This window comes from Rathayibacter sp. AY1C5 (genome assembly GCF_002931705.1).
Taxonomy (GTDB): Bacteria; Actinomycetota; Actinomycetes; order Actinomycetales; family Microbacteriaceae; genus Rathayibacter.
Genome location: NZ_PSWD01000001.1, coordinates 357,363 through 380,606 on the forward strand (window position 1 = coordinate 357,363; position 23,244 = coordinate 380,606).

Genomic DNA, 23,244 nt, shown 5'->3' on the forward strand with positions numbered 1-23,244 from the left:
CGACGTGAGTGGTACCGCCGAGCGGGTCGCGTCGCGCTGCCGTCAATCGCTTCGCACGCGATTCCCGGTCGTGCGCTCTGCCGATGAAGGGCCGCACCCCGCGCGGCCCGGCGGAGTGGCGCGTCAGGTGACGATGTGCATGGCGCGCGCGGCGTCCGAGATCGAGCCGGTGAGGCTCGGGTAGACGGTGAAGGCCCGCGCGACCTGGTCGACGGTCAGGCGGTGCTCCACGGCGAGGGCGAGCGGGAAGATCAGCTCGCTCGCCTTCGGAGCGACGATGACGCCTCCGATGACGGTGCCGGAGCCGGTGCGCGCGAACAGCTTGACGAAGCCGTCGCGGATGCCCATCATCTTCGCCCGCGGGTTCGCGGCGAGCGGGAGCTTGTAGATCTCGCCCTGCGCGATGCCCTCCTCGATCTCGCGCTGGCTCCACCCGACGGTCGCGATCTCGGGCTGCGTGAAGATGTTCGCCGCGACGTTGCGCACCTCGGTCGGGTTCACGGCGTCGCCCATCGCGTGGAACACGCCGGTGCGGCCCTGCATGGCGGCGACGGAGGCGAGCGGGAGGAACGTGGTGCAGTCCCCGGCCGCGTAGATCGAGGGGACGCTGGTGCGGGCGACGCGGTTGACGCGGATGTGCCCCGACTCCGTCAGCTGCACCCCCGCGTCCTCGAGGCCGATGCCCGCCGTGTTCGGCACGGAGCCGACGGCCATCAGGCAGTGCGAGCCCTCGACGACGCGTCCGTCCGAGAGCACGGCCTGCACGCCCTTCTCGGTCCGCTCGACGCGGTCGGCGCGCGACTTCGAGAGCACGACCATGCCGTTGCGCTTGAAGACGTTCTCGATCACGGCGGCCGCGTCGGCGTCCTCGCCGGGCAGCACCTGGTCGCGGGAGGAGATGAGGGTCACGCGGGCGCCGAGCGCACGGTAGGCGGAGGCGAACTCCGCGCCGGTCACGCCGGAGCCCACCACGATCAGGTGCTCGGGGACGGACTTGAGGTTGTAGAGCTGGGTCCAGCTGAGGATGCGCTCGCCGTCGGGAGCCGCGGTCGGGAGCACACGGGGGCTGGCGCCCACCGAGACCACGATCGTGTCCGCCTCGATGCGGTCGAAGTCCATGCCCTCGCCGCCGGCCGCCGTGGAGACGATCAAGGCGTTCGAGCCGTCCAGGCGCCCGTCCCCCTGGACGATGCGCACGCCGTGGTGCACCAGGTTCGCGCGCATGTCCTCGGACTGCTGGCGCGCGAGCCCGAGCAGGCGCTTGTTCACCGTCGCCAGGTTGACCGCCACGTCCGGGCGCACCGGCTTGTTCTGCTCCGAGCGGGTGAAGAACTGCACGCCCAGGTCGGCGGCCTCGCCGATGGCGTTGGTGGCCTCCGCCGTCGCGATGAGCGACTTCGACGGGACGACGTCGGTGATGACGGCCGAGCCGCCCACTCCGACCCGCTCGACCAGGGTGACCTCGGCGCCGAGCTGCGCTCCCGCGATGGCGGCTTCGTAGCCGCCCGGCCCCCCTCCGAGTACAGCGATCCTCTGCGCGCGCTCGAACTCGTAAGCCATGCTTCCCATTGTCCTCTCTCACTGAGTGTTCGCCCAATCGCGGGGTGTCGGATCGGCCGCGGGAGTCGCCCTCCGCCGCCGCGCAGCCCGTCGGTAGGGTGGGAGGATGTCCGACCAGACCCTGCACCCGCTCGACGCCCCCGACGCCGATCCCTTCGAGATCGCGGCCCGCGCGGCCGCTCAGATCGCCGAGGCGACAGGGGTCGAGAAGCACGACATCGCCCTCACCCTCGGCAGCGGCTGGGGCAAGGCCGCCGACGCGATCGGCGAGACGACCGCGACGGTGGAGGCCACCGAGATCCTCGGCTTCTCCAAGCCGGCCGTGCACGGGCACGGCGGCACCCTGCGCTCCGTCCTGCTCCCCACCGGCAGGCGCGCGCTGATCATCGGCGCCCGCACCCACTACTACGAGGGCTACGGCGTGCGCCGCGTCGCGCACAGCGTCCGCACCGCCGCCGCGACGGGCGCGACGGTGATGATCCTCACCAACGGCGCGGGCGGCATCAAGGAGCACTGGACGCCCGGGACCCCCGTGCTGATCAGCGACCACATCAACCTCACCGCCGACTCGCCGCTCGAGGGCGCGACGTTCGTCGACCTCACCGACCTCTACTCCTCGCGCCTGCGCGACCTCGCCCGGGGGACGCGTCCTGAGCTGGACGAGGGCGTGTACGTGCAGTTCCGCGGGCCGCACTACGAGAGCCCGGCCGAGGTGCAGATGGCGAGGATCATCGGCGGCCACATCGTCGGCATGTCGACCGCCCTCGAGGCCATCGCCGCGCGCGAGGCGGGCATGGAGGTGCTGGGCATGTCGCTCATCACGAACCTCGCCGCCGGCATCCAGAAGACCCCCCTCAGCCACGAGGAGGTGCTCGAGGCCGGCCGCGACGCCGAGGACGACCTCGCCCGCCTGCTCGCCGGGATCACGGGCGCCCTGTGAGCGCCGACGTCCGGGAGCTCGCCGAGGCCTGGCTCGCCCAGGACCCCGACCCGGAGACGCGGGAGGAGCTGGTCGGCCTGCTGACCGCCTCCGACTCGGGGGACGCTTCCGCCCGCGCCGAGCTCGAGGACCGCTTCGGCGCCCGCCTGGCGTTCGGCACCGCGGGCCTGCGCGGCGCCATCGCGGCGGGATCCAACCGGATGAACCGCGTGCTGGTCTCGCAGGCCGCCGTCGGCCTGGCCGACTTCCTGCTGGCGCAGGGCGTCCAGCGGCCCGTGGTCGTGATCGGCTACGACGGCCGGAAGAACTCGCGCGTCTTCGCCGAGGACTCCGCCGCGCTGATGGCGGGCGCCGGCGTGGACGCGGTGCTGCTGCCCCGGCTCCTGCCCACCCCCGTGCTGGCCTTCGCCGTGCGCCACCTCGGCGCCGACGCCGGAGTGATGGTCACGGCGAGCCACAACCCGCCGCAGGACAACGGCTACAAGGTGTACCTCGGCGGCGCCGACGAGGGCTCGCAGATCGTGCCGCCGGTCGACTCCGAGATCGCCGAGCGGATCCTCGCGGTCGCGCGGGACCGGCGCGTTCCGGAGCTTCCGCGCGGCGAGTACCGGCTCGCGGACGAGTCCGTGGTCGCCGCCTACATCGAGGCGACGGCCGCCGTCGGCCGCCAGTCCGCTCCGCTGCGCATCGTCTACACGGCGATGCACGGGGTCGGCTGGGAGACGGCGCACCGGGTGCTCTCCGCGGCGGGATTCGACGAGCCGGCCGTCGTGGTCGAGCAGATCGAGCCCGACGCGGCGTTCCCCACGGTCGCGTTCCCGAACCCGGAGGAGGCGGGCGCCCTCGACCTCGCCTTCTCGACCGCGCGCTCCGGTCGCGCGCAGCTGATCGTGGCGAACGACCCGGACGCCGACCGCTTCGCCGCCGCCGTGCCCGACGCCTCCGCCCCGGAGGGCTTCCGGCGCCTCACCGGCAACGAGGTCGGAGCGCTGCTCGGCTGGCGCGCCGCCGAGCAGGCCCGCCGCGAGGGCCGCACCGAAGGAGCGCTCGCCTGCTCGATCGTCTCCTCCCCCGCCCTCGGTGCTGTGGCGGCCGACTACGGCCTCGACTTCGCCGAGACGCTCACGGGCTTCAAGTGGATCTCGCGCGTCCCCGACCTCGTCTTCGGCTACGAGGAGGCGCTCGGCTACCTGGTGAACCCCGGGACGGTCCGCGACAAGGACGGCGTCTCGGCCGCGCTCGCCTTCCTCTCCCTCGCGAGCGCGCTCGCCGCCGAGGAGCGCACGATCGACGACGAGCTGGAGTCGTTCGCCGAGCGGTTCGGGCTCTTCGGATCGGAGCAGATCTCGCTCCGCGTCACCGACCTCTCCGAGATCGGCCGGATCATGGCCGGACTGCGCGCGACGCCTCCGACCGCGATCGGCGGGCTCGCCGTCGAGCGGAGCGAGGACCTGCTCGCCGAGGGCGGCGCGCTGCCTCCGACCGACGCGCTCCGCTTCTCCCTGGACGGTGCCCGTCTCATCGCGCGCCCGAGCGGCACGGAGCCGAAGGTCAAGCTCTACCTCGACGCCTGGTCGCACGACTCCGACGCCGACGCCCGCCGGTCGGCCGTCTCGTCCCGCCTCGCCGCCCTGCGCACCGGCGCCGCGGAGCTCCTCGCGTAGGTCCCCCTCCGGTCAGCGGGGCGCGCGGACACCGATCCGCTCGCCCCGCTTCCAGAGCCACTCCACCGGACCGAGCTCGAACCGGCGCAGCCACAGGTGCGCCGCGAGCACGACGACCGCCGCGATGAGCAGGAACGCTCCGACGGTCGCCGGGACGCGCCACTGCGCGGCGGTCACCGCCAGCCCGAGTCCCCAGCCGTAGAAGAGGGCGCCGCCGAGCAGGTTCTGCAGGAGGTAGGCGCTCAGGGCGACCCGGCCGACCTCCCGCGCCCGGCGTGCCGCCCAGCCCTCGGCGCCCCGGCGGAGGCAGGCCTCGGCGAGGGCCGCGAGCAGGCCGAGCCCGACCAGGGGCGCGACGAGGTAGCGCTCGGCGAGCAGACCGGCGGCACTCCCCCCGACGCCCAGCGCGAGGTCGACGGGGAGGGCGAGGGCGCCGAGGACCATCATGCGACGGCGGAGTGACGCGCCCTCGGCGGCGAGGACCCCCGCCCGATGGAGGCGCGCGCCGAGGAGGAACATCGCGAGGCTGAGGAGCCCGATGAGCACCGGCTCCGCACGGAAGACGCCCGCGTTCTGCAGCCGGAAGAGGGCGAGGCCGAGGAACGACGCGTCCGCGTAGGGGCTCCGGCCGGTCGGCCCCTGTCCGGCACCGTCCGGACTCACCGCCACGAGCGCCACGAGCGCCGAGATCAGGACGACGTGCAGAGCGCCGCAGACGAGGATCACGCGGCGCTGCGTCGTCGGCCGGGTGAGCAGCAGCCAGGCGACGACCGCTCCGGTGACGGCGTATCCCATGAGGACGTCGAACTCCGCGATCAGCACGTAGTTGACCGCGCCGTCCAGGAGGAGGAGCGTCGCGCGCCAGAGGTAGCGGCCCGGCCAGCGCGTCCCGCGCCGGACCGCGGAGGCGTGCTGGATCGCGAGGCCCACCCCGAAGGCGAGGGAGAGGAGGGCGAGGAACTTGCCCTGCGCCAGCGCCATCAGCAGGAGCTGCGCAGTCCCGGCGGAGGAGGAGGTCTCCGGCGTCACCGGGACGGAGAGCAGTCCGAGCATCCCCCAGGGGTGGGAGAAGATCCAGATGTTCGTGCCGAGGGTCCCGATGATCGCGACACCGCGGACGACGTCCAGGGTCGCGATTCGGCGGCCGGCTCCGGCACGGGGTGGCAATACGGTCGTATTGGTCATGTCCGAGAGCGTAGCCTGCTCGAGCAGTCGAACGAGAGGGACGCCATGCCGGATCGGCGCGAGAGCAGGAGCGACATCCTCTCGGCGGTCGTCGCCGTCCTCTCGACCCGCGGGGCGGAGCACCTCAGCATCCGCACCGTCGCGGCCGAGGCCGGCGTCTCGGTGGGGGCCGTCCAGCACCACTTCCCGACGAAGCAGGCGCTGCTGGCCGGCGCGATGGCCCGGGTCGAGGAGCGCTTCCGCGAGCGGATGCGGAGCCGCCTGGAGGCCGAACCCTCGGCCGAGGTGCGGCTGCGCGTCTTCTGCGACGAGATCGCGTGCGTCGCGGACGAGGACGTGCCCGACGCGATCGTGTGGACCGCCTTCGCCTCCCGCGCCGGCACCGATCCGGAGATCCGCGCGATCCACACCGCCGGCTGGTCGCGCACGGAGGACGTCGTCCTGGAGCTGCTGCGCGCCGCGCATCCCGCGGCGTCGTTCGGCGCCGACGACGCCGCGCTGCTCCTCGCGGTCCTCGACGGCATCGCGGTCTCCCGCGCGGCCGAGCGGCCCGCCCGCCTCTCCCCCGCCCGCGCCCGCCGCCTGATCGGCACCGTCCTGGAGCAGCTCGCCGCCCGCTGACCCCCCGAGGTCCGGGCAGCCGTCCGCGCGGGAACCCGGCTCTCGGCACGCCGCTCCGCGGCCACTCGACCAGCAGGGGCGGACGACGGACGCCCTCCCACCGCACGGTAGACACATCGCGCCCTGGAAATGGGAGTCTTGATACGCCGCTCTGCGGCTACTCGACCAGCAGGAGGAGGGAGCGCCCTCTCACCGCAAGGTGGAGGGCGCGTCCGAGAATCGCGTGGCAGCGATTCGAGGCAGCCCGACGGAATACGCTCTGCGGAACGCGCCCCGTCGGGAGGCCGACCGCGCTGAGCCGCGCAGGGAGCGGCTCAGAGTCGAGCTCAGCCCAGCGCTCGCTCGATCTTCTCCGTGATCTCGTTCTGGTCGAGGTAGTTGTCGATGACGACGACCTCGGCGAAGGTGCGGCCGATGCGGTCGACGAGCTCGCCGGAGGTGAGGATGACCTGCGCGTCGGCGGCGAGCGCGTCGACGGAGGCCAGGTCGGAGGCGATCACCTCGGCCTCGAGGTCGAGGGTCTCGAGGGCGCGCTCGGCGCCGAGCTTGAGGATGGCGGAGGTGCCGATTCCGGCGCCGCAGAGGGTGACGATCTTCATGCGCTTCTTCCGTGGTGCGGGTGGTGCGGGGTGCTGTCGGTGAGGACGGCGTTGATGCTGCGGACGGTGCGGGCGGCGGCGAGGGCGCCGACCGCGTCCGGACGGCTGAGCACGTCGGCGAGCCCGGAGACGAAGCCGACGTGTCCGTGCGCCTGGGTGGTGGCGATCCCGATGACGACCGACACCGGGTCGTTGGTGCTGTGGCCGAAGGCGACGGGCTCGGCCAGCGTGACGACGGAGAGGCCGTCCGCGAGGACGTCGTTGCCGGGCCGGGCGTGCGCGAGGGCGAGCCCGGGCGCGATGACGATGTACGGCCCGAGCACGTCGACCTGCTCGACCATGCGCCGGGAGTAGGCGGCGTCCACCGCGCCGGTCCGCTCGAGCGCACGGCCCGCCTCGAGGACGGCCTCCCGCCAGGATCCGGCGGAGTGGCGGAGGGCCACCGCCTCCTCGGGGAGCGCGTCGAGCGGCACCGTCAGGCCGCCTCGAAGCCGGCGCTGATCGTCTCGACGAGCTCGCGGCGCTCGTCGAGCGGCAGGAAGGCGGCGTGAGCCGCGTTCAGCTGGAAGGCCTCGAAGTCGTCGAGGTCGTACCCGAACGCGTCGGACAGGAGGGCGAGCTCGCGGCTGAGGGTCGTCGCGCTCATCAGGCGGTTGTCGGTGTTCACCGTGACGCGGAAGCCCAGCTGGTAGAGCAGGTCGAAGGGGTGGTCGGCGAGCTCGGCACCCCACGCTGCGACGGCTCCGGTCTGCAGGTTGGAGGAGGGGCTGAGCTCGAGGGCGATCTCGCGGTCCTTCACCCACTCCGAGAGCTCGCCGAGGGTCACGTAGCTCGCGTCGTCGTCCTGGCGCTCGATGCGGATGTCCTCCGCGATCCGGACGCCGTGGCCCAGGCGCAGCGCGCGGCCGTCGAGCAGGGCCGAGCGGATGCTGTCGAGGCCGTCCGCCTCCCCCGCGTGGACCGTGGTCGGGAAGTGAGCCGCCGCGAGCAGCTCGAAGGCGTGACGGTGCCGCGAGGCGGGGAAGCCCGCCTCGGCTCCGGCGATGTCGAAGCCGATCGCACCGCGCTCGCGGTGGCGCAGCGCCAGCTCGGCGACCTCGAGCGAGCGGTCGGCGTGCCGCATCGCGGTGATCAGCTGGCCGACGCGGATGCGGTGTCCCTCCGCCGCCGCCTCCTGCACGCCCTGCTGCAGCCCCTCCTGGACCGCCTCGACAGCCGCGTCGAGCGAGAGCCCGGCGCGCTGGTGCTGCTCCGGCGCCCAGCGCACCTCGCCGTGCACGACTCCGTCGGCGGCGAGGTCGAGCACGAACTCGCGGGCCACGCGCTCGAGCGCCGGCGCGGTCTGCATCACGGCGACCGTCGTCTCGAAGGTGGCGATGTAGTCGGTGAGGGAGCCGGAGTCGGCCGTGGCGCGGAACCACTCGGCGAGCGCGTCCGGCTCCTCGGCCGGGAGCGGCACGCCCGTCTCGCGGGCGATCTCGAGGACCGTCCCGGCCCGCAGCCCCCCGTCGAGGTGGTCGTGCAACGACACCTTGGGGAGCTCGTCGATGAGGACGCCCTCGCCCGGGAGGAGGTACTCCTCGGTCTGATCGGTCACGGTGCTCCTCGCAGGTCGGCGGTGGTTCGCCGACCACCCTAGAGGGTCGGCGGGAGCGGCTCGCCGGGCGGCGCCTCCTCCGTGCCGGGCGGCGCGGGGCTAGGAGACGCGCTCCGCCACGAGGGGGCCGCCGTCGAGCACCTCGTCGCCGTCGTCGCCGATCCGGTAGGCACCGTCGAGCGCCTCGAGCGCCCGGGCGAAGCGCTCCGGCTCGTCGGCCGACAGCGTGAGCAGGGGCCGGCCCGCGCGGACGCGGTCGCCCGGCTTCGCGTGCAGGTCGATCCCCGCCGCGTGCTGCACCGCGTCGGACTGTCGGGCGCGTCCGGCGCCCAGGCGCCAGGCGGCGATGCCGAACGGCAGCGCCTGCTGCTCCACCAGGACGCCGTCGCGCTCGGCGACCACGACGTGGGTCTCGCGGGCCTCGGGGAGCGCCGCATCCGCGTCCCCTCCCTGAGCGCGGATGACCGCGCGCCAGGTGTCCATCGCCGCGCCGCCGTCGAGGGCGCGCTCGACGTCCGCGTCCGGCTGCCCGGCGAGGGCCAGCATCTCGCGGGCCAGGGCCAGCGTCAGCTCCCGGACGTCCGAGGGGCCGCCGCCGGCGAGCACCTCGACCGACTCCCGCACCTCGTTCGCGTTGCCGATGGCCAGACCGAGCGGCACGTTCATGTTGGTCAGCAGCGCGGTGGTCCGCACCCCCGCGTCGTTGCCGAGGTCGACCATCGCCCGCGCCAGCTCCCGCGAGCGCTCGATGTCGACCATGAACGCCCCGGAGCCGAACTTCACGTCGAGCACCAGGGCGTCGGTCCCCTCGGCGATCTTCTTCGACATGATCGAGGACGCGATCAGCGGGATCGCCTCGACGGTCCCGGTGATGTCCCGGAGCGCGTAGAGCTTCTTGTCGGCGGGGGCGAGGCCCGAGCCCGCGGCGCAGATCACGCCGCCGACCGTCCGCAGCTGCTCCAGCATCTCCTCGTTGCCGAGGTCGGCCCGCCAGCCCGGGATCGACTCCAGCTTGTCGAGCGTTCCGCCCGTGTGGCCGAGCCCGCGTCCCGAGAGCTGGGGCACCGCCACGCCGAAGGAGGCGACCAGCGGCATCAGCGGCAGCGTGATCTTGTCGCCGACCCCGCCCGTGGAGTGCTTGTCGACCGTGCGCTTGCCGAGTCCGTCGAACCGCATGCGCTCGCCGCTGGCGATCATCGCCAGGGTGAGGTCGCGGATCTCGTCGCGCTCCATCCCGTTCAGCAGGACCGCCATCGCGAAGGCCGCCATCTGCTCGTCAGCGACGTAGCCGCGGGTGTAGGCGTCGATCAGCCAGTCGATCTGCGCGGTCGAGAGCGTGCCGCGGTCGCGCTTGGTGCGGATGATGTCGACGGCGTCGAAGTCCTCGACGGGGGTGGTGCGGGTCATGCGGGGTCCTCGGTTCGGGAGTGGGAGCGGTGACGGCGGCCCTAGGAGGCGGCGTAGGCCTCGAGCGTGCGCGGGCCGAAGGCGTCGGGGATGACCTCGTCGATCGTCTTCACGCCCGACACGGTCTGGAGGAGCATGCCCTCGGCCGAGTGCTCGAAGAGCAGCTGGCGGCAGCGCCCGCAGGGCATCAGGACGCCGCCCTTCCCGTCGACGCAGGTGAAGGCGACGAGCCGGCCGCCGCCCGTCATATGCAGAGAGGACACCAGCGCGCACTCGGCGCAGAGCGTGAGCCCGTAGGAGGCGTTCTCGACGTTGCAGCCCGAGATCGTCCGGCCGTCGTCCACGAGCGCGGCGACCCCGACGGGGAACTTCGAGTACGGGACGTAGGCGTGGCTCATGGCCTCGAGCGCGGCCTCGCGCAGCGCCTCCCAGTCGATGTCGGTCACGACGGCTCCTCTCAGGACTTCAGGTACGGCTTGCCGGCGGCGGCCGGTCCGCGGGACTGGCCGACGAGACCGGCCACCGCGAAGATCGTCACGACGTACGGCAGCATCAGCATGAACTCGCTGGGCACGGGCGAGCCGATGACGCCGAGCACGTTCTGCAGGTTGGTCGCGAAGCCGAACAGGAGCGACGCGAGCGTCGCCTTGATCGGGTCCCAGCGGCCGAAGATGACGGCGGCCAGGGCGATGAAGCCCGCACCCGCGGTCATCTCCTTGCCGAACGCGCCGACCGCGTCGAGCGTGTAGTACGCGCCGCCGACTCCGGCGATCGCCCCGGCGAGGGAGACGTTCCAGAAGCGCGTGCGGGCGACATCGATGCCCACGGTGTCCGCGGCCTGCGGGTGCTCGCCCACGGCGCGCAGGCGGAGGCCCCACTTGGTCTTGAACAGGCCCCACCACACCGCGAAGATCGCGAAGTACATCAGGTAGACGATCACCGTCTGGTTGAACAGGACGGCGCCCACGATCGGCACCTGGCTGAGCACCGGGATCGGGAGGCGGTCGAACTTCACCGGCGAGTTGAACGTCGACGCATCGGCGGAGAGGACCTGGGAGTAGAGGAAGCTCGTCAGGCCGGTCACCAGCACGTTCAGCACGACTCCGACGATCACCTGGTCGACCAGGTACTTGATCGCGAAGGCGGCCAGCACGAACGACACCAGGACGCTCGCGACCATCGCCGCGAGCAGGCCGAGCACCGGCTGGCGGGTGAGGGAGCCGACCATCGCCGCGGTGAAGGCGCCGGCGAGCAGCTGCCCCTCGATCGCGACGTTGACGACTCCGACACGCTCCGAGATGACGCCGCCGAGCGAGCCGAAGATCAGCGGAGTGGCGAGCCCGACGGTCCCGAGCAGCAGTCCCGAGACGGGCAGCGCGGCACCGGCCGACGCCCAGACGAGGAACCCGATCAGGAAGACCAGGGCGAAGACCGCCGAGAGCCAGAGCGGGATCCGGCGGCCGGCGCGGGTGAGCCCGGCCGACGCGACGGCCAGGGCGACCAGGAGGATCGCGACGACCACGCCCGTCCCCCGCGTCGGGAACGGGATGTCCGGCAGCGCGAAGAAGTCGGTCCCCGCGGCGAGGCGGAACGAGCTCGTCCCGTCGCGGCCGAGGGCCACGAAGAGGACGACGGCGAGCAGCGCGAAGACGCCGAACGCGATCGGCGCCTTCCAGCTGCGGATCACGACGCGGTCGGGGGCGGTGGCGACGGCGGTGCTCATGCGGACACCTCCGAGGTGCGGCGGGTGCGGCGCTTCGGGGCTGCCCCGGGCGTCGGGAGGCGGAAGATCGCGCGCACCAGCGGCGGTGCGGCGATGAAGAGGACGATCAGCGACTGGACGACGAGGACCACGTCGATCGGCACGCCCTCGGCGGCCTGCATCGAGTAGCCGCCCGCCTTGAAGGCGCCGAAGAGGATGCCGGCGAAGAACACGCCCCAGGGTCGGGAGCGGCCCAGCAGCGCGACCGTGATCGCGTCGAAGCCGATGCCCGCGTCGATCCCGGAGGTGAAGCCGGTCGTGACCGTCCCCATCACCTGGGCGCTGCCGGCCAGGCCGAGCAGGCCGCCGGAGAGCAGCATCGCGTACACGTAGCTGTTCTTCACGTCGATGCCCGCGACCCGTGCCGCGTGCGGGTTCTCCCCCACCGCGCGGAACTTGAAGCCGATCGTCGAGCGGTTCAGGAGCCACCAGACGAACACGGTCGCGAGGACCGCGAAGACGAAGCCGAGCGTGAGCGAGTATCCGGGGCCGAGGAGCGCCGGGAAGACCGCGGTCTCCTTCATCCCGGGCGACTTCGGGTTGTTCGAGCCGGGCGCCTGCAGCGCGCCGGGCGTCCGCAGGAGGTAGGAGATCAGGTAGAACGCGACGTAGTTGAGCATGATCGTGAGGATCACCTCGTGCGCGCCGGTGCGGGCCTTGAGCAGTCCCACGAGTCCGCCCCAGAGCGCGCCGCCCAGGATGCCGGCGGCGAGCGCGACGATCAGGTGCACGCCCCACGGGAGGTCGAAGGAGAAGCCGACCCAGCCCGCGCAGGCGGCGGCGATCAGCATCTGGCCGCGGCCGCCGATGTTGAACAGGCCGACGCGGAAGGCCAGCGCCACTCCGAGGCCGCCGGCGATCAGCGGGGTCGCGAAGGCCAGGGTGTCCGTCAGCGGCTTGATGCCGTTGGCGAAGCCCTCGCGGCGGAAGTTGTAGACCGAGCCCTGGAAGAGCGAGGAGTAGGCACCGGAGACGGACTGCCAGATCGCCTGCAGGGTGTCGAGCGGCCGGGCGAAGAAGTAGCCCGACGCCGCCTGGACGTCCTTGTCGGTCGCGGCGATCAGCACGCCGCCCGCGATGAGGGAGAGGAGCACGGCGAGCACCGACATCAGCGCGGTGCCGGAGAGGATCTCGCGCAGGACGCGGGAGGCGCCGCTCTCGAGCGGGCCGGAGCGCACCTCCTGATCCGGCTTCTGGCCGGGCTCGAGCCCGGACGCCTTCTCGGTCTCCGCGTCGGGATCGACCGCGGGCAGTTGCGCGTCGCTCACGCCGCCGCTCCCTTCTCGGCGGGCGCCTGCCCGGCCATCATGAGCCCCAGGACCTCGCGGGGCGTGTCGGCGGGGACGATGCCGATGATCCCGCCCTTGTACATGACCGCGATGCGGTCGGCGAGCGCCGCGACCTCGTCGAGCTCCGTCGACACCACGATCACGGGGACCCCGGTGTCGCGCGTCTCGACGATGCGCTTGTGGACGAACTCGATGGAGCCGACGTCGATGCCGCGGGTGGGCTGCGCCGCGATGAACAGCCGCAGCTCCCGGCTGAGCTCGCGCGCGAGCACCACCTTCTGCTGGTTGCCTCCGGAGAGGCGGCCGACGTGGGTGCCGATCCCCTGGGCGCGCACGTCGAACTCGCGCACCCGCTCCTCGGCGAAGCGCTCGAGCTCCTTCAGCCGCAGGCCCAGTCCCTTCACGAACGGACCGCGGTCGCTGCGGTCGAGCATGAGGTTCTCGGCGATCGTGAACTCGGCGACCAGACCGTCCTCGGTGCGGTCCTCGGGGACGAAGCCGACCCCCGACTCGAGGACGCGGCGCACGGACAGCCCGTCGAGGCGGCGCCCGTCCAGGGTCACCGAGCCCTCGACCCGCTCCTGCAGGCCCATGATCGCCTCGGTGAGCTCGGTCTGGCCGTTGCCCTGCACGCCCGCGATCGCGAGGATCTCGCCGCGGCGGACCTCGAAGGAGACGTCGTCGACGACGGCCTGGCCGTTGGCGTCGCGCACGGTGAGGTTCGAGACGACGAGGGCCTCGTCGCCCGGCACCGCCTGCTCCTTCTGCACCGTCAGCTCGACGGCGCGGCCCACCATCAGCGAGGCGAGCTCGGCGTTGCTCGCCGTCGGCGACGCCTCCCCCACGACTCTGCCGAGGCGGATGACGGTGATGCGGTCTCCGACCTCGCGCACCTCGCGGAGCTTGTGCGTGATGAAGACGATGGCGGTCCCGGCCGCACGCAGCTGGCGCATGATCGCGATCAGCTCGTCGGTCTCCTGCGGGGTCAGCACCGCGGTCGGCTCGTCGAACACGAGCACCCGGGCGTCGCGGGAGAGGGCCTTGATGATCTCGACCCGCTGCTGGACGCCGACGGGGAGGTCCTCGACCAGGGCGTCGGGATCCACGTCGAAGCCGAAGCGGTCCGAGATCTCGCGCACCCGGGCGCGCGCGGCAGCGAGGTCCAGGCGCCCGCCGGCCTTCGTCTCCTCGTGGCCCAGCATGACGTTCTCGGCGACGGTGAATACGGGGACGAGCATGAAGTGCTGGTGGACCATCCCGATGCCCGCCTTCATGGCGTCACCCGGACCGGAGAAGTGCTGGACCGCGTCGTCCAGCAGGATCTCCCCCTCCTCGGCCTGGTACAGGCCGTAGAGCACGTTCATGAGCGTCGACTTGCCCGCGCCGTTCTCGCCGAGGAGGCAGTGGATCTCACCGGGTTCGACGGTGAGATCGATGTGGTCGTTGGCCACGAGCGCGCCGAAGCGCTTCGTGATGCCACGCAGTTCGAGCTTCATGGGACCAATCTAACTTTCGGTTCGCGCCACGATGCGCCGTCGGCCGGGATCGATGGCCGCAGCGGAGCCGATCCGCCCGCCGGACCGACGAAGAGGCCGGCGGGCCCGAGGTGTGCTCGGGCCCGCCGGCCTCTTCGAGGAAGCGGCTAGGACGCCGCGGGAGCGGACGGGGAGGTGACGGTGATGGAGCCGTCGATGATGCCCGCCTTGATGGTGTCGAGCTCGCCCTGCAGGTCGCCCGAGACCTTCGACTCGAAGTCGTGGAACGGCGCGATGCCGACTCCGTCGTTCTCGAGGGTGCCCACGAAGGGAGTGGGGTCGAAGTCGTCGGCTCCGGCGGAGCTGGTGACGTCGGTCGTGCCGGCCTCGATGCCCTTGAGGATCGAGGTCAGGTACAGGTCGGCGCCGTCGGGGTAGGTCTCGTACAGGTCCGCGTCCACGCCGACCATCGCGATGTCCTTGCCGGAGTCGCGGATCGCCTCGATCGCCGACTGGAAGATCGGACCGCCGACGGGGAGGATGACGTCCGCGTTCTGGTCGATCAGCGACTGCGCGGCCGACTTGGCCTCGACGCCCGCCGCGAAGCCGCCGGTGAAGGAGCCGGTCTGCGCGTCGACGTCCCAGCCGACGACCTTGACGTCCTTCCCCTTCTGCTCGTTGTAGTACTTCACGCCGTCGGCGTAGCCGTCCATGAAGATCGTGACGGTCGGGAACTGCTGGCCGCCGTAGGTGCCGACGACGCCGGTCTTGGAGTACGACGCGGCCGCGTAGCCGGCGAGGAACGCCGCCTGCGAGGTGTCGAAGGTGATCGGCTTGACGTTCGGCAGGTCGATCGACGCGTCGTCGATGATCGCGAAGTCGATGTCCGTGTTCGCCTCGGCCGCGGCCGACGTGGCCTCGGCCAGCGCGAAGCCGACGGTGATGATCAGGTTGCAGCCCTGGTCGACGAGGCTGGTCAGGTTCGGGGCGTAGTCCGTCTCGGACTCCGAGGTGACGGTCTTCGGCGTGACACCGAGGTCCTCCGAGGCCTTCACGAGGCCGTTGTAGCCGAGCTCGTTGAACGACTTGTCGTCGAACCCGCCCGCGTCGGAGACCATGCAGGGCAGGAAGTCGCCACCGGCGGCGGCGCTGGAGCCGCTCTCCTCGGGGGCGGAGGCGCAACCGGCGAGAAGCGCGGTGACGCCGAGGGCGGCGAGACCGCCGAACGCGGCCTTACGCGAGGTGATAGTCAAGATGTCGTCCTCCAGGAATGCGGCCCCGCGCGACGAGCGCAACAGGGCGTCGATTCCCACACGTTACCCAATGTGACAAGCCGCTCAGCCGCCCGGACGGTAGACCTCAGGAAGCGTTACACAGTGTTGATCTTCGCGACACGCGGAGCGTGTCGCGGGGTGCGGTCGGCTGTGCTCGATTGCGAGCCGCGGAGCGGCTCGGCGCGGTCGGCTGGGCTCGATTCCGAGCCGCGGAGCGGCTCGGCGCGGTCGGCTTCGCGACGGGTGCGTTCCGCAGAGCGGGTCGCGTCGGGCTGGCCTGAATCGCTTGGCACGCGATTCCGGCTCGCGGCCCTCTCCCCTGCTGCCGGACGTCGAGAGTGCTCGTGGGAGCTCCGCGCTGCGCGCGGTCGGGCACGGACGGGTGCTTCCACGGTGGTCGAGTTGCCGCGCGAGCGGAGACCCGCCCGCCAGCACCGAACGGGACGGCCGAGGCCCTCATCGAGGGTGGTCGAGTGGCCGCGCGAACGGCGTATCAGGACCGCCGCACGCGCATGAGGCGAGGGGCGGAACGGCGAGGGGCGGAACGGCGAAGCGCGGCGCCTCCGAGGGGAGGGCCGCGCTTCGCCGGGTGTGACGGAGGGCTAGAGGACGTCGGTGCGGCCGGAGAGGCGCAGGGCGTCGACGACGCCCTTGACCTTCTGGGCGTTCTCGGTCGTGGTCACCAGGAGTGCGTCGGGGGTGTCCACGACGACGATGTCCTTCACTCCGATGAGGGCGATGGTGCGGTTGCCGCCGCTGACGACGATGCCCGTCGCGGAGTCGGCCAGAACACGCGCGTCCTCGCCGAGGATGGCGAGGTCCGAGCGGAGTCCGCTCGAGTGCAGCTTCGCGATCGAGGCGAAGTCGCCCACGTCGTCCCAGGAGAAGTGGCCGGGCACGACGGCCAGCTTGCCCGCGGCCGCGGCCGGCTCGGCGACGGAGTAGTCGATCGCGATCTTCTCCAGGCCCGGCCAGATGCGGTCGACGACCGCGCCGCGCTCCGGGGTGTCCCACGCGGCGGCGAGCTCGAGCAGTCCGGCGAGCAGCTTCGGCTTGGCGCGGCCGAGCTCCTCGAGGAGGCGGTCGGCGCGGGCGATGAACATGCCCGCGTTCCAGAGGTACTGACCGCTGGAGAGGTAGGCGCGCGCGGTGTCGGCGTCGGGCTTCTCGACGAAGGAGTCGACGGCGAGCGTGTGCGTCGCCCCGTCGATCCCGAGGTGCTTCCCCGTGCGGATGTAGCCGAAGCCCACGGCAGGCTCGGTCGGCGTGATGCCGATGGTCGCGATGTAGCCCGCGTCCGCCGCGACGACGGCCTCGGCGACCGCGTCGTGGAACAGCTGCTGACCGCTGATGACGTGGTCGGCGGCGAACGAGCCGATGATCACGCCCGGCTGGCGGCGCTCGAGGATGGCGGCGGCCAGGCCGATCGCGGCGGACGAGTCGCGCGGCTCGCTCTCGAGGACGACGTTGAGGTCCTCGAGGCTCTCGAGCTGCTCCTCGACGGCGGCGCGGTGCGCGCGGCCGGTCACGACCATGATCCGGTCGGCGCCCGAGATGGGCGCGAGGCGGTCCCAGGTGTCGCGGAGGAGGGTCTGTCCCGATCCCGTCAGATCGTGCAGGAACTTCGGGGCGTCGGCCCGGGAGAGCGGCCACAGCCTCGAGCCGATCCCGCCGGCGGGGATCACGCTGTAGAAGCGGTCGAGCGGGGCGCGGCCATCGGTCTCAGGTGATGTCATGTCCGCAGGATACAAGGGAGCCCGAGCGCGACCGTCCGTTCACCCGGGCGCGCGCCGCCGTTCATCCCGCCGCCGTAGCGTCCGGGGCGTGAGAGTCGCGGTCGTCACCGAGAGCTTCCTGCCGTCGTTGAACGGCGTGACCACGAGCGTCCTGCGGGTGCTCGACGAGTTCGCGGAGCGCGGGATCGAGGCGCTCGTCGTCTGCCCGGCCGCGGGGGCGCCGGGCCACTACGCGGGCCACCGCGTCGTGGAGCACCCGGCGATCGCCTACCGCGACTTCCCGGTCGGGATCCCCACGCTCGCCCTCACCCGGGAGCTGGCCGACTTCGAGCCCGACGTGGTGCACGTCGCCTCGCCCTTCCTCCTCGGCGCCCGCGCCATCGCCTCGGCCGGTCGGCTCGGGGTGCCGAGTGTCGCGATCTACCAGACGGACGTCGCGCGATTCGCGGCCCGCTACGGCATCCGCGGCGCCCGCGCCCTCGCCTGGCGGGTGATCCGCCAGATCCACGCCGGGGCGGACCTGACCCTCGCCCCCTCCACCAGCGCCCTCGACGACCTCGCCGCCGCCGGCATCGAGCGCACCGCGCTGTGGGGCCGCGGCGTGCAGAGCGACCGCTTCCACCCGCGCCGCCGATCCTCCCCCTACGCGCAGGCCGTCCGGGCCGGACTCGGCGCGGACGACGCGCTCGTCGGCTACATCGGGCGCCTCTCCCCCGAGAAGAGAGTGGAGCGGATGGCGGCACTCGCCTCCCTCCCGCACGCGGAGCTGGTCGTGGGCGGCTACGGCCCCTCCTCCGCCCGGGTCGCCGCCGCCCTCGGCCCGGCGGCGCGGATGCTCGGCCGGCTCGACGGCGACCGGCTGCCGGCGGTCTTCGCCGCGCTCGACGTCTTCGTGCACACCGGAACGGAGGAGACGTTCGGCCAGACGGTGCAGGAGGCGCAGGCGTCCGGCACCGCGGTGGTCGCGCCGCACGCGGGCGGCCCCACCGACCTCATCGAGCACGGCGTGGACGGCCTGCTCTACGCGCCCGAGAGCGACTCCGACCTCCGCCGGCAGGTGGAGCGCCTGGTCCGAGATCCCGCACTGCGCGCCCGGCTCGGCGAGGCGGGCCGCCGCCGCGTGCTCCACCGCACCTGGAGCGCGCTCACCGACGAGCTCCTCGCGCACTACGCGACCGCGGGGGCGCCCGCCCTCGCCCTGCCCCGCAGCTAAGGCTCGCCTAAGCCGCGCCCGCCTGCGAGCGCGCTTAGAATCGGAGGGCGAGTTTCTCGTCGCTCCCCGCCCCGTCCCCGTCCACGCGACGTGGGAACAGGTCAGGCCGTCGGAGCACAACCAGGGAGGGTTGTTCGTGTCAGTTCAAGCTGCTCAAACCCTCGCACCCCGGAAGCAGGGGAAGATCCGGCGTCCGGCCGGCACCCTGTACCGCGGTCGCGAAGGCATGTGGTCGTGGGTGCTCCACCGGATCACCGGTGTCGCCATCTTCTTCTTCCTCCTCGTCCACGTCCTCGACTCCGCTCTCATCGCCGTGAGCCCCGAGGCGTACAACGCGGTCATCGGCACGTACAAGAACCCGATCATGGGACTCGGCGAGACCGGGCTCGTGGGCGCCATCGCGTTCCACGCGCTGAACGGCCTGCGGATCATCCTGGTCGACTTCTGGAGCTGGGCGACCCGCAACCAGCGCGTCCTCTTCTGGGTCGTCATGGGCCTCTGGGTCGTGCTGATGCTCGGCTTCGCGCCGCGCCACCTGATCAACGTCTTCAGCGAGGGGGGTGCGCATTGAGCACCGTCGCCGCACCGCGGACCCCGCACACCCCGACCCGCTCCTCCGGCACCAACTGGGAGAAGTGGGGCTGGATCTACATGCGCGCCTCCGGCGTCGTGCTGATCGTCCTGATCTTCGGGCACCTCATCTACAACCTGCTGCTGGGCGACGGCATCAAGGCCATCGACTTCGGCTTCGTCGGCGGCAAACTGGCGAACCCGTTCTGGCAGTGGTGGGACGTCCTCATGCTGTGGCTCGCGCTGATCCACGGCGGCAACGGCATGCGCACGCTGGTCAACGACTACGCGACCTCGCCCCTGCTGGCCAAGGCCTTCAAGGGCGGCATCCTCGTCGCCGTCGTCGCGCTGATCGCGCTCGGCACCTGGGTCGTCTTCGCGTTCGACCCGTGCCCCGCCGGCACCGCCGCGGACCTGCTGCCCTCCTTCTGCGCAGCGTGACCACGGTGCCGCGGATCGGAGAGGGGCCCGCGCCCCTCCCGGTCCGCGGCACCGCGTCCCGGCACCTCCCCCTCCCATCCCCGTACGACGGAGCACCCACCCCGTGAGCACACCAGGCCACTCCCACACCGGCGCCGACCAGAGCGCCTTCGCGCAGACCGTCGGACCCGACGGCGTCCACTACCACCAGTTCGACGTCGTCATCGTCGGCGCCGGCGGTGCCGGGATGCGCGCGGCCATCGAGGCCGGCCCCAAGGCGAGGACGGCCGTGATCTCGAAGCTGTACCCGACCCGCTCCCACACCGGAGCGGCGCAGGGCGGCATGGCCGCCGCCCTCGCGAACGTCGAGGAGGACAGCTGGGAGTGGCACACCTTCGACACCGTCAAGGGCGGCGACTACCTCGTCGACCAGGACGCGGCCGAGATCCTCGCGAAGGAGGCCATCGACGCGGTCATCGACCTCGAGAACATGGGCCTTCCCTTCAACCGCACCGAGGAGGGCAAGATCGACCAGCGCCGCTTCGGCGGCCACACCCGCGACCACGGCAAGGCGCCCGTCCGCCGGGCCTGCTACGCGGCCGACCGCACCGGCCACATGATCCTGCAGACGCTGTTCCAGAACTGCGTCCGGCTCGGCATCAACTTCTACAACGAGTTCTACGTCCTCGACCTGGTGATGACCGAGGTCGACGGAATGGCCAAGCCCTCCGGCGTCGTCGCCTACGAGCTGGCCACGGGCGAGCTGCACGTCTTCCAGGCGAAGGCGATCATCTTCGCGACCGGCGGCTTCGGCAAGATCTACAAGACCACCTCCAACGCGCACACCCTCACCGGCGACGGCGTCGGCATCATCTGGCGCAAGGGCCTCCCCCTGGAGGACATGGAGTTCTTCCAGTTCCACCCGACCGGCCTCGCCGGCCTCGGCATCCTCCTCACCGAGGGAGCGCGAGGAGAGGGTGCGATCCTCCGCAACGCCTCGGGCGAGCGCTTCATGGAGCGCTACGCCCCCACCATCAAGGACCTCGCGCCGCGCGACATCGTCGCCCGCTGCATGGTCCAGGAGGTGGCGGAGGGCCGCGGCGCCGGACCGCACAAGGACTACGTGCTGCTGGACTGCACCCACCTGGGCGCCGAGGTCCTCGAGACCAAGCTCCCCGACATCACCGAGTTCGCCCGCACCTACCTGGGCGTCGACCCCGTCGTCGAGCCGGTCCCCGTCATGCCGACCGCGCATTACGCGATGGGCGGCATCCCGACCAACGTCAAGGCCGAGGTGCTCTCGGACAACACGACCGTCGTCCCCGGCCTCTACGCCGCCGGCGAGTGCGCGTGCGTCTCGGTGCACGGCTCCAACCGCCTCGGCACCAACTCCCTCCTCGACATCAACGTCTTCGGCAAGCGCAGCGGCAACAACGCCGCCGACTACGCGAAGACGGTCGACTTCACCCCCCTGCCCGCCGACCCGGCCGGCGCGATCCGCGACATGCTCGCCTCGCTCCGCTCCGCGACCGGCACCGAGCGGATCGCCGCGATCCGCAAGGAGCTGCAGGACGAGATGGACAAGAACGCCCAGGTGTTCCGCACCGACGAATCCCTCGAGGCCGTCACCGGGACCATCCAGCGCCTGCGCGACCGGTTCCGCAACATCTCGGTGCAGGACAAGGGCAAGCGCTTCAACACCGACCTCCTCGAGGCCGTCGAGCTGGGCTTCCTGCTCGACCTCGCCGAGGTCGTCGTCTACTCGGCGCGCAACCGCAAGGAGAGCCGCGGCGGCCACATGCGCGACGACTTCCCGAAGCGCGACGACGAGAACTACATGCAGCACACGATGGCGTACCTCTCCGGTGACGCCCACTCCTCCGACGCCGGTGACCACATCCGGCTCGACTGGAAGCCCGTCGTGATCACCCGGTACCAGCCGATGGAGAGGAAGTACTAGCCATGTCGACCGCTACCCTCGAGCAGCCGCCCGCAGCCCCCGCGGCCCCGGAGGCGTTCACCGTCACGTTCATCATCCGCCGCTTCGACCCCGAGGTGGACGCCGAGCCGCGCTGGCAGGACTTCGACGTCGAGATGTACTCGACCGACCGCGTCCTCGACGCCCTGCACCGCATCAAGTGGGACCAGGACGGATCGCTGACCTTCCGCCGCTCGTGCGCGCACGGCATCTGCGGATCCGACGCGATGCGGATCAACGGCCGCAACCGCCTGGCCTGCAAGACGCTGATCAAGGATCTCGACATCTCGCAGCCGATCTACATCGAGGCGATCAAGGGCCTGCCCCTCGAGAAGGACCTCGTCGTCGACATGGAGCCGTTCTTCGCCTCCTACCGCGAGGTTCAGCCGTTCCTGGTCGCCAACACCCCGGCACCCAAGGGCAAGGAGCGCGTGCAGTCGGTCGCCGACCGCGCCCGCTTCGACGACACCACGAAGTGCATCCTCTGCGCCGCGTGCACGTCGTCCTGCCCCGTGTTCTGGACCGACGGGCAGTACTTCGGCCCCGCGGCGATCGTGAACGCCCACCGCTTCATCTTCGACTCGCGCGACGACGCCGGTGGAGCGCGCCTGGACATCCTCAACGACAAGGAGGGCGTGTGGCGCTGCCGCACGACCTTCAACTGCACGGAGGCGTGCCCGCGCGGCATCCAGATCACGCAGGCGATCGCCGAGGTGAAGCAGGCCGTCATCCGCGGCCGCGCCTGATCCTCCCCCTCGCGAACGCGTCCGGCCCGCCGGGATCCTCGGATCCCGCGGGCCGGACGCGTTCCTGCGTGCAGGCGGGCACGTGCACGGGAGCGCCGCGAGGCCTCAGTACGCTGGAGGAATGACCGAGGCGGCCGACACTCCCCGCGGGATCCCGGGCCTGTTCGAGCGGGTCATGCGGACGCGGCCGGTGCGGGTGATGCTCCACTACTCCGAGACCGGCGGGCCCCTCTTCGCCTCCGGACTCGCCTTCCAGGCCCTGTTCGCGGTCTTCGCGGCGCTCTTCGTCTTCTTCGCCGTCTTCGGCTTCTGGGTGCGCGACGACTCGGTGCTGCGCGACTCCCTCCTCGACCTGGTGACCCGCTCCGTCCCCGGCCTGATCGGCGGGAAGAACGCCCTCGTGTCGGTCGACGACCTGCTCGACTCGTCGATCCTCGGCTGGACGGGTGCGATCGCGGCCGCCGGCCTGCTCTGGACGGCGCTCAACTTCCTGGGGAGCCTGCGCCAGGCGGTCCGGCTGCTCTTCTCGCTCCCCGGACCCACGACCCTCTTCGTCCTGCTCAAGCTCAAGGACGCGGGGCTCGCCCTGGTCTTCGGGGCGGTGCTGCTGGTCTCGGCCGGTCTCTCCGTGTTCTCGACCTCGCTGGTGGACGTGGCGTTCGGCTTCCTCGGGATCGGCAGCGAGTCGATGCCGGCCCGTCTCGCCGGCAGCGCGGTCGGCCTGCTGATCATGCTCGCCCTGGACACGGGCACCCTGGCCGGCTCCTTCCGCATCCTCTCGGGCATCTCGATCCCCTGGAAGAACCTCTGGGCGGGGTCGCTGCTCGGCGGGATCGCTCTCGGCGCGCTCAAGGTCCTCGGAACGCAGCTGCTGGGCGGCGCCTCCCGCAATCCGCTGCTCGCCTCGTTCGCGGTCCTCATCGGTCTGCTGATCTGGTTCAACCTCGTCTGCCAGGTGATCCTGATCGCCGCGTCGTGGATCTCCGTCGGGATGAGCGACGCCGGGATCTCGGCGCGCAAGCTCACGCCGGAGGAGCGCGAGAAGGAGCGGGAGGAGCAGCTGCGCACCGCGCGCCGCACCCTCGCCGAGGCCGAGCGCGAGCGGCTTCGCGCCGCGCTGCCGGAGGCGTCCCTCCTGAAACGACGGCGCCTGGAGCGCCAGCTCGCGCAGCTCGAGGAGGAGCTCGAGCAGCTCGCCGCCTGACCCG

At 71.9% G+C, this 23,244-nt stretch carries 21 protein-coding genes; 9 read left to right on the forward strand and 12 right to left on the reverse strand.

What is annotated here, in order from left to right; all coding sequences use genetic code 11:
- Nucleotides 1-123: 123 nt before the first annotated feature.
- Nucleotides 124-1,560, reverse strand: a complete 1,437-nt coding sequence (locus C5C57_RS01600; protein WP_104223171.1) for an NAD(P)H-quinone dehydrogenase — start codon at nt 1,558-1,560, stop codon at nt 124-126.
- A 106-nt stretch (nt 1,561-1,666) separates the two neighbouring features.
- On the opposite strand from C5C57_RS01600, the gene C5C57_RS01605 reads away from it, so the two are divergent.
- The gene (locus C5C57_RS01605; RefSeq protein ID WP_104232831.1) at nt 1,667-2,500 is read left to right on the forward strand and encodes a purine-nucleoside phosphorylase; all 834 of its coding nucleotides are present in this window, start codon (nt 1,667-1,669) and stop codon (nt 2,498-2,500) included.
- Nucleotides 2,497-4,164 carry a phospho-sugar mutase gene (locus tag C5C57_RS01610; RefSeq protein ID WP_104246685.1) on the forward strand — a complete coding sequence of 556 codons (1,668 nt, stop codon included), beginning with the start codon at nt 2,497-2,499 and terminating at the stop codon, nt 4,162-4,164. Before C5C57_RS01605 ends, C5C57_RS01610 begins: the two co-directional genes overlap by 4 nt.
- A 12-nt stretch (nt 4,165-4,176) precedes the next feature.
- Here C5C57_RS01610 and C5C57_RS01615 read toward each other — a convergent pair whose 3' ends face one another.
- Complete coding sequence (locus C5C57_RS01615; protein WP_104246686.1) at nt 4,177-5,349, reverse strand: DUF418 domain-containing protein; 1,173 nt, start codon at nt 5,347-5,349, stop codon at nt 4,177-4,179.
- A gap of 45 nt (nt 5,350-5,394) precedes the next feature.
- Between C5C57_RS01615 and C5C57_RS01620 the strand changes: the two genes are divergently transcribed.
- Entirely contained in the window at nt 5,395-5,970 is a 576-nt protein-coding gene (locus C5C57_RS01620; protein ID WP_104249480.1) for a TetR/AcrR family transcriptional regulator, read from the forward strand.
- Between the two features lie 326 nt (nt 5,971-6,296).
- On the opposite strand, the gene C5C57_RS01625 is transcribed toward C5C57_RS01620, so the two are convergent.
- From C5C57_RS01625 to C5C57_RS01670, 10 genes are all read right to left on the reverse strand, one after another.
- Nucleotides 6,297-6,569 (reverse strand): PTS sugar transporter subunit IIB, encoded by a 273-nt coding sequence (locus tag C5C57_RS01625; protein ID WP_104226416.1) that lies wholly within the window; start codon nt 6,567-6,569, stop codon nt 6,297-6,299.
- Nucleotides 6,566-7,042, reverse strand: a complete 477-nt coding sequence (locus tag C5C57_RS01630) for a PTS sugar transporter subunit IIA (RefSeq protein ID WP_104246687.1) — start codon at nt 7,040-7,042, stop codon at nt 6,566-6,568. The genes C5C57_RS01625 and C5C57_RS01630 overlap by 4 nt, the downstream gene beginning before the upstream one ends.
- A 2-nt stretch (nt 7,043-7,044) precedes the next feature.
- Entirely contained in the window at nt 7,045-8,166 is a 1,122-nt protein-coding gene (locus tag C5C57_RS01635; RefSeq protein ID WP_104246688.1) for an adenosine deaminase, read from the reverse strand.
- 99 nt (nt 8,167-8,265) lie between these two features.
- On the reverse strand, nt 8,266-9,573 hold the full coding sequence (locus tag C5C57_RS01640) for a thymidine phosphorylase (RefSeq protein ID WP_104288109.1): 1,308 nt from the start codon (nt 9,571-9,573) through the stop codon (nt 8,266-8,268).
- 41 nt (nt 9,574-9,614) lie between these two features.
- Nucleotides 9,615-10,019 (reverse strand): cytidine deaminase, encoded by a 405-nt coding sequence (locus tag C5C57_RS01645; protein WP_104223180.1) that lies wholly within the window; start codon nt 10,017-10,019, stop codon nt 9,615-9,617.
- An 11-nt stretch (nt 10,020-10,030) separates the two neighbouring features.
- The gene (locus C5C57_RS01650; RefSeq protein ID WP_104223181.1) at nt 10,031-11,296 is read right to left on the reverse strand and encodes an ABC transporter permease; all 1,266 of its coding nucleotides are present in this window, start codon (nt 11,294-11,296) and stop codon (nt 10,031-10,033) included.
- Entirely contained in the window at nt 11,293-12,603 is a 1,311-nt protein-coding gene (locus C5C57_RS01655; protein WP_219812170.1) for an ABC transporter permease, read from the reverse strand. Before C5C57_RS01655 ends, C5C57_RS01650 begins: the two co-directional genes overlap by 4 nt.
- Entirely contained in the window at nt 12,600-14,120 is a 1,521-nt protein-coding gene (locus C5C57_RS01660) for an ABC transporter ATP-binding protein (RefSeq protein ID WP_104226419.1), read from the reverse strand. The genes C5C57_RS01655 and C5C57_RS01660 overlap by 4 nt, the downstream gene beginning before the upstream one ends.
- Nucleotides 14,121-14,266: 146 nt before the next feature.
- The gene (locus tag C5C57_RS01665) at nt 14,267-15,352 is read right to left on the reverse strand and encodes a BMP family protein (RefSeq protein ID WP_104246690.1); all 1,086 of its coding nucleotides are present in this window, start codon (nt 15,350-15,352) and stop codon (nt 14,267-14,269) included.
- 623 nt (nt 15,353-15,975) lie between these two features.
- Nucleotides 15,976-17,109, reverse strand: a complete 1,134-nt coding sequence (locus C5C57_RS01670; RefSeq protein WP_104223184.1) for a mannose-1-phosphate guanylyltransferase — start codon at nt 17,107-17,109, stop codon at nt 15,976-15,978.
- Nucleotides 17,110-17,197: 88 nt separating this feature from the next.
- On the opposite strand from C5C57_RS01670, the gene C5C57_RS01675 reads away from it, so the two are divergent.
- The 6 genes from C5C57_RS01675 (at nt 17,198) to C5C57_RS01700 (ending at nt 23,240) form a co-directional block, all read left to right on the forward strand.
- Nucleotides 17,198-18,322, forward strand: a complete 1,125-nt coding sequence (locus tag C5C57_RS01675; protein ID WP_181027095.1) for a glycosyltransferase family 1 protein — start codon at nt 17,198-17,200, stop codon at nt 18,320-18,322.
- 136 nt (nt 18,323-18,458) lie between these two features.
- Nucleotides 18,459-18,893, forward strand: coding sequence for a succinate dehydrogenase, cytochrome b556 subunit (gene sdhC / locus C5C57_RS01680; RefSeq protein WP_374952907.1), 435 nt, complete (start codon nt 18,459-18,461; stop codon nt 18,891-18,893).
- Nucleotides 18,890-19,333: a succinate dehydrogenase hydrophobic membrane anchor subunit gene (locus tag C5C57_RS01685; protein ID WP_104223187.1), complete on the forward strand. Its 444-nt coding sequence runs from the start codon at nt 18,890-18,892 to the stop codon at nt 19,331-19,333. Before sdhC ends, C5C57_RS01685 begins: the two co-directional genes overlap by 4 nt.
- A gap of 202 nt (nt 19,334-19,535) precedes the next feature.
- The gene (sdhA, locus tag C5C57_RS01690; protein WP_374953593.1) at nt 19,536-21,272 is read left to right on the forward strand and encodes a succinate dehydrogenase flavoprotein subunit; all 1,737 of its coding nucleotides are present in this window, start codon (nt 19,536-19,538) and stop codon (nt 21,270-21,272) included.
- 2 nt (nt 21,273-21,274) lie between these two features.
- Nucleotides 21,275-22,036: a succinate dehydrogenase iron-sulfur subunit gene (locus C5C57_RS01695; protein ID WP_068254543.1), complete on the forward strand. Its 762-nt coding sequence runs from the start codon at nt 21,275-21,277 to the stop codon at nt 22,034-22,036.
- Nucleotides 22,037-22,157: 121 nt separating this feature from the next.
- Complete coding sequence (locus C5C57_RS01700; RefSeq protein WP_104223189.1) at nt 22,158-23,240, forward strand: YhjD/YihY/BrkB family envelope integrity protein; 1,083 nt, start codon at nt 22,158-22,160, stop codon at nt 23,238-23,240.
- The last annotated feature ends 4 nt before the right edge of the window (nt 23,241-23,244 follow it).